We start from the raw sequence: 4,506 nt of genomic DNA, 5'->3' as shown, positions 1-4,506 counted from the left end.
ATTTCGTATCAGTTTTGTAATCTGTCCAGATAGATATTACCAATATCAAGAAAGTGAAATTTATAGCTCTTTAAAAACATTTTATATCATAAGCGACAAAATATAGACCAGTGTTCTGTTTTTATAGATACAGTTACTACATGATTCCAACCAGGTTTAAGAGGAAGTCCGGTAGAAAAACCAAAACGATTGATTTAAAGCAAATTTCAGCAGATTTATTTCCTCCCACATTTTTTTCAGGCAAAAATTAGGAATCTACAATCCAATATATTTACTTTGAAATACAAAGTTCTTTAACGATGACAGAAATAGATAAACAACTTTCCGACCTGAAGCAGATCCGTCAACTGATGGAACGCTCTTCGAAATTCATTTCACTGAGTGGATTATCCGGAATATCGGCTGGTATCATTGCTTTACTGGGTGCGTTTGCGGCCCGCTGGCGTATACACGATGTGCTTGACTTTAATAACGTTGTCAGCTACAGAGCCATACCAAGCTTTAAAGTATTGCACAGCTTAATGTATGAACTGATCGGCATGGCAGCTATAACCCTGATCCTTGCTGTATCAGCCGCTTTCTTCTTTACCAATAAAAAAGCTAATGAACAAGGTCAATCTTTGTTTGATTCAATCAGCATCCGCATGCTCGTTAACCTGGTTATTCCTTTGGCCACAGGAGGCTTATTCTGTTTGTTCCTGTTAAAAGACAATATTGCTCTGGTAGCTCCTGCTATGCTGATCTTCTACGGACTGGCGTTAATCAATGGTAGCCGCTACACCGTTGATCATATCCGCTATCTTGGTATTGCAGAAATATGCCTGGGGCTTGTTGCATGTTTGTTTCCGGGAAAAGGGCTCTTGTTCTGGGCCCTCGGATTTGGTATCTTTCACATTGTTTACGGAGCAGTGATGTACTTTAAATTAGAACGTTGAAAAATTATATTTCAAATTTAAATAAAGCCTTTGAAAACAGGCTCCGGCTCGGGATCATGTCTATACTGATCACCAGTGACTGGGTCGAATTCAATGTGCTTAAAGAACTTCTGGAAGCAACCGATGGAAATCTTGCCAGCCATATTACTGCGCTTGAAAAAATCGGCTACCTCGAAGTACGGAAGGCTTTTATTGGAAAGAAACCAAACACATCTTTCCGCATTACTAAAGAAGGTAAAAAAGCTTTTAAAGACCATATTGACGGACTTGAACAACTTATCAAAAAATCAATCTGATTTTTTTATCCAATAACTTTGAAAAACAAAGTACTTTAAATATGAAAAACAAACTGCTATTACTCTCGCTTCTTTGCCTGGCTCTTGAAGTCGGACGCATGCTGTATTCCGGCTCACTAAGTTATATTTTCCTCCTATGGAATTTATTCCTCGCAGCCATTCCCTATCTGGTTTCTCTGCACATTCAACGTACACAGAACAGCATTCCAAAGCTCATCGGTAAAAGTATGCTGTGGCTGCTTTTCCTCCCAAATGCATTGTACATCATCACAGACCTGAAACACCTGCATGAACGGCCACCGATACCCGAATGGTTTGATTGCCTGCTGCTATTCAGTTATTCAACCCTCGCATTATTCTTTGGCCTCTTATCTCTTTACAATATGCACCAGGTCTTCAAACGCTATGCATCAGCATTTACTCAACATACAATAGTTTTCTGTATTTCCCTGCTGGCAGGCTTTGGTGTGTACCTGGGAAGAGAAGAGCGCTGGAACAGCTGGGACCTTTTTACCAATCCGCTGGATCTTATTTCTGAATGTCTTTCCCTCAGCACAGTTCCACATGTATGGGCATTCAGTACCTGTTATGGCATTGCTTTCCTGATTATGTACTACATCATCTCATCCCTGATTCATTACCCGCATGAAACACCCAATCAACTGGCTTAACAGTTTTGCTTATGCATTGAACGGAATGTTCGAAGCCGTGAAAGAGCGGAATGTCCGGTTCCATTTGCTATCAGCCATTCTTGTTTGTGGCATCTGCCTGCAACTCAAACTTTCTGCTATAGAATGGGGCCTGATTTCCTCTGCCATTGCAGCTGTATTGATTACTGAATTTATCAATACAGCCATTGAAAACCTGTGCGATTTTCTGACAGCCGATTATTCCATTCATATAAAAAAGATCAAGGACATTGCTGCAGCTGCTGTATTGCTAAGTGCATTGTACGCAGTAACCATTGCTTTATTATTTATTCTTCCAAAAATTTTCTAACAAAAAAACTATTACTACTATGCTATCAAACGTCAACACCTGGGCCCGTACATCCATCACATTAAAACTTATCATCATCGGAATATTGATTTTAGTTTTATTGATACCAACCAATATGATTCAGGATATGATCCGGGAAAGAGAATATACCCGCGACAGTGCCATACAGGAAGTGGCATCCAAATGGGGTCTTGACCAGACTGTCGGAATGCCTGTCATTACTATTCCCTATTATACCCTGAATGCAAAGAATCAACCGGAAAATATCAAACATTATGCGCATATTTTACCGGAAGATGTCCGGATAAAAACAAAATTAGTGCCTGATAAGAAAAAACGGGGGATGTATGAAATCGTGCTGTATAATACCCAGATAACAATTGAAGGTTCATTCAAATCAGAAATTGAAAACTTAAAAAAAGAGATTAATGCTGAATTTCATCCAGAGCAAGCTTATATTGAATTAGGGATCAGCGACCTGAAGGGCGTAAAGGACATTGTTTCATTTGTCATCAACGATACTGCAGCGTATGAATTCAATCCCGGCGTTCCAAGCTCAGATATCTACAACTCAGGGATGAGTTGTCCGGTAGATCTTACTACACAGGATGATTTTAATTTTGCATGTGCAGTAAACCTGAATGGCAGCAGCTCTTTATACTTTCTCCCATATGGAAAGAAAACAGTTGTTGAATTAAATACCAACTGGACCAATCCCAGTTACCAGGGCGCTTTCCTTCCGGATACCAGTAATACCAATGGATCCGGCTCCTATGCCAAATGGAAAATTTTACAATTGAACCGAAATTATCCGCAATATGGCTTCAACAATTTTATCAAACAAAGTGAACAATCAGCAGCTATGACAAACGGACAAAAAGATTCTTCTTTCGGAGTAAAATTAATTCTGCCCGTTGATCAATACCAAAAAACAAATCGCACAGCCAAGTATTCCATCATGTTTATTTTATTGACAATTATTTCATTTTTCTTTATAGAAATCATTAATAAAAAACGCGTGCACCCTATACAGTATCTATTGATCGGCTTTGGTATTGTCTTATTTTATGTGTTGTTATTATCTATTTCAGAACATCTGAATTTTGATGCTGCTTACTGGATTTCGTGTGCAGGTATTGTCACGATGATCAGTATGTACACACAATCAATCTTTAAGCAATTAAAAATTACCGGCTTGATCGCAATTATTTTAACAACCTTATATATCTTCTTCTATTCTCTATTGCAACTGCAGGATTTCTCTCTACTAATGGGCAGCATTGGCTTATTCATCATCCTGGGTGTAACTATGTACCTGACAAGAAATATTGAATGGTATAAAGAAACTGAAGAAAGACAAACAGTTGCTGCATCCACTAAATCAGAATAGCTAATCGTACTATCGGGGAATTATTTAATGAATACCCCGATAGTATTATTACACAATTTCATTTTTTATTATCATATTTTCACTCCTTTAAATAACTTATGTAATTTATTTATACTTTTAACATAAGTCATAAACAATCCCATATACAAATACGTAAAACAGATTTTAAAACAATTCCCACTAAACCATTTGTATTATGCTAAACCAGGAACTTCTGGAACATTTTTATCATTCCTTCAAGTATAAAAATGTTGAAGATATGATTGCTTGTTATCACGATGAAATAGAATTTTCAGATCCGGCCTTCGGTATATTAAAGGGCAATGAAGCAAAGAGCATGTGGCGCATGCTGCTTGGCAGTAATTCGGCCTTAACTATAGATTACCAGAATATTTCTGCTGATGCGGATAAAGGTAAAGCACATTGGAAAGCTGAATACGTTTTCTCAAAAACAAACCGTAAGGTCATTAACAACGTACTGGCCACATTTGAATTTAAAGATGGCAAAATCTACAAACATAAAGATTCATTTGACCTGCATGCATGGGCCAAACAGGCCTTGGGATTCAAGGCTATGCTGCTCAGTGCACTTGGTATATTACAGCCTTCAATCCAGCGAAAATCAAGAGCTGCACTAAAAGCATACATGCAGAAAAATAACGTTGCTTAATTATGGTTCTTTATTTTTTCAGCGGCTTAGGTGCAGACAAACGTGTTTTCAAAAAGCTGCGGTTACCTGAACACGTTGAGATCAGACATGTCGAGTGGATTCAACCGCAACCGGAAGAATCACTTAAAAATTATGTGCGCCGTTTATCTGCGGTCATCCAGACTGATAAACCTTTTTGTTTGATCGGCTTGTCTTTCGGAGGAATCGTTGCTGCTG

At 38.3% G+C, this 4,506-nt stretch carries 7 protein-coding genes; all 7 read left to right on the top strand.

Going from position 1 to position 4,506, the window contains the following annotated elements:
- Positions 1–299 precede the first annotated feature (299 nt).
- The gene (locus tag ACTHJT_RS13295) at positions 300–935 is read left to right on the top strand and encodes a hypothetical protein (RefSeq protein WP_440238955.1); all 636 of its coding nucleotides are present in this window, start codon (positions 300–302) and stop codon (positions 933–935) included.
- Positions 932–1,231, top strand: a complete 300-nt coding sequence (locus ACTHJT_RS13290; protein WP_440238953.1) for a winged helix-turn-helix domain-containing protein — start codon at positions 932–934, stop codon at positions 1,229–1,231. Before ACTHJT_RS13295 ends, ACTHJT_RS13290 begins: the two co-directional genes overlap by 4 nt.
- A 41-nt stretch (positions 1,232–1,272) precedes the next feature.
- Positions 1,273–1,902, top strand: a complete 630-nt coding sequence (locus tag ACTHJT_RS13285) for a DUF1361 domain-containing protein (RefSeq protein WP_440238951.1) — start codon at positions 1,273–1,275, stop codon at positions 1,900–1,902.
- On the top strand, positions 1,877–2,230 hold the full coding sequence (locus tag ACTHJT_RS13280; protein WP_440238949.1) for a diacylglycerol kinase family protein: 354 nt from the start codon (positions 1,877–1,879) through the stop codon (positions 2,228–2,230). Before ACTHJT_RS13285 ends, ACTHJT_RS13280 begins: the two co-directional genes overlap by 26 nt.
- A 19-nt stretch (positions 2,231–2,249) precedes the next feature.
- Positions 2,250–3,620: a cell envelope integrity protein CreD gene (gene creD / locus ACTHJT_RS13275; protein ID WP_440238946.1), complete on the top strand. Its 1,371-nt coding sequence runs from the start codon at positions 2,250–2,252 to the stop codon at positions 3,618–3,620.
- 196 nt (positions 3,621–3,816) lie between these two features.
- Entirely contained in the window at positions 3,817–4,290 is a 474-nt protein-coding gene (locus ACTHJT_RS13270; RefSeq protein ID WP_440238944.1) for a nuclear transport factor 2 family protein, read from the top strand.
- 2 nt (positions 4,291–4,292) lie between these two features.
- A partial coding sequence (locus ACTHJT_RS13265; protein WP_440238941.1) for an alpha/beta fold hydrolase occupies positions 4,293–4,506 on the top strand: 214 nt, incomplete at its 3' end.

Origin of the sequence: Cytophaga sp. (assembly GCF_051961495.1) — a bacterium.
Taxonomy (GTDB): domain Bacteria; phylum Bacteroidota; class Bacteroidia; order Cytophagales; family Cytophagaceae; genus Cytophaga.
Note: the sequence above shows the minus strand (reverse complement) of the source record. Positions and strands in the feature narration are given on the sequence as shown.

Excerpts from the sequence above, each read along its gene's own strand:
- ACTHJT_RS13280 (WP_440238949.1), top strand. The coding sequence starts at position 1,877 with ATGAAACACCCAATCAACTGGCTTAACAGTTTTGCTTATGCATTGAAC.
- ACTHJT_RS13295 (WP_440238955.1), top strand. The coding sequence starts at position 300 with ATGACAGAAATAGATAAACAACTTTCCGACCTGAAGCAGATCCGTCAA.
- ACTHJT_RS13285 (WP_440238951.1), top strand. The coding sequence starts at position 1,273 with ATGAAAAACAAACTGCTATTACTCTCGCTTCTTTGCCTGGCTCTTGAA.
- ACTHJT_RS13270 (WP_440238944.1), top strand. The coding sequence starts at position 3,817 with ATGCTAAACCAGGAACTTCTGGAACATTTTTATCATTCCTTCAAGTAT.
- creD (WP_440238946.1), top strand. The coding sequence starts at position 2,250 with ATGCTATCAAACGTCAACACCTGGGCCCGTACATCCATCACATTAAAA.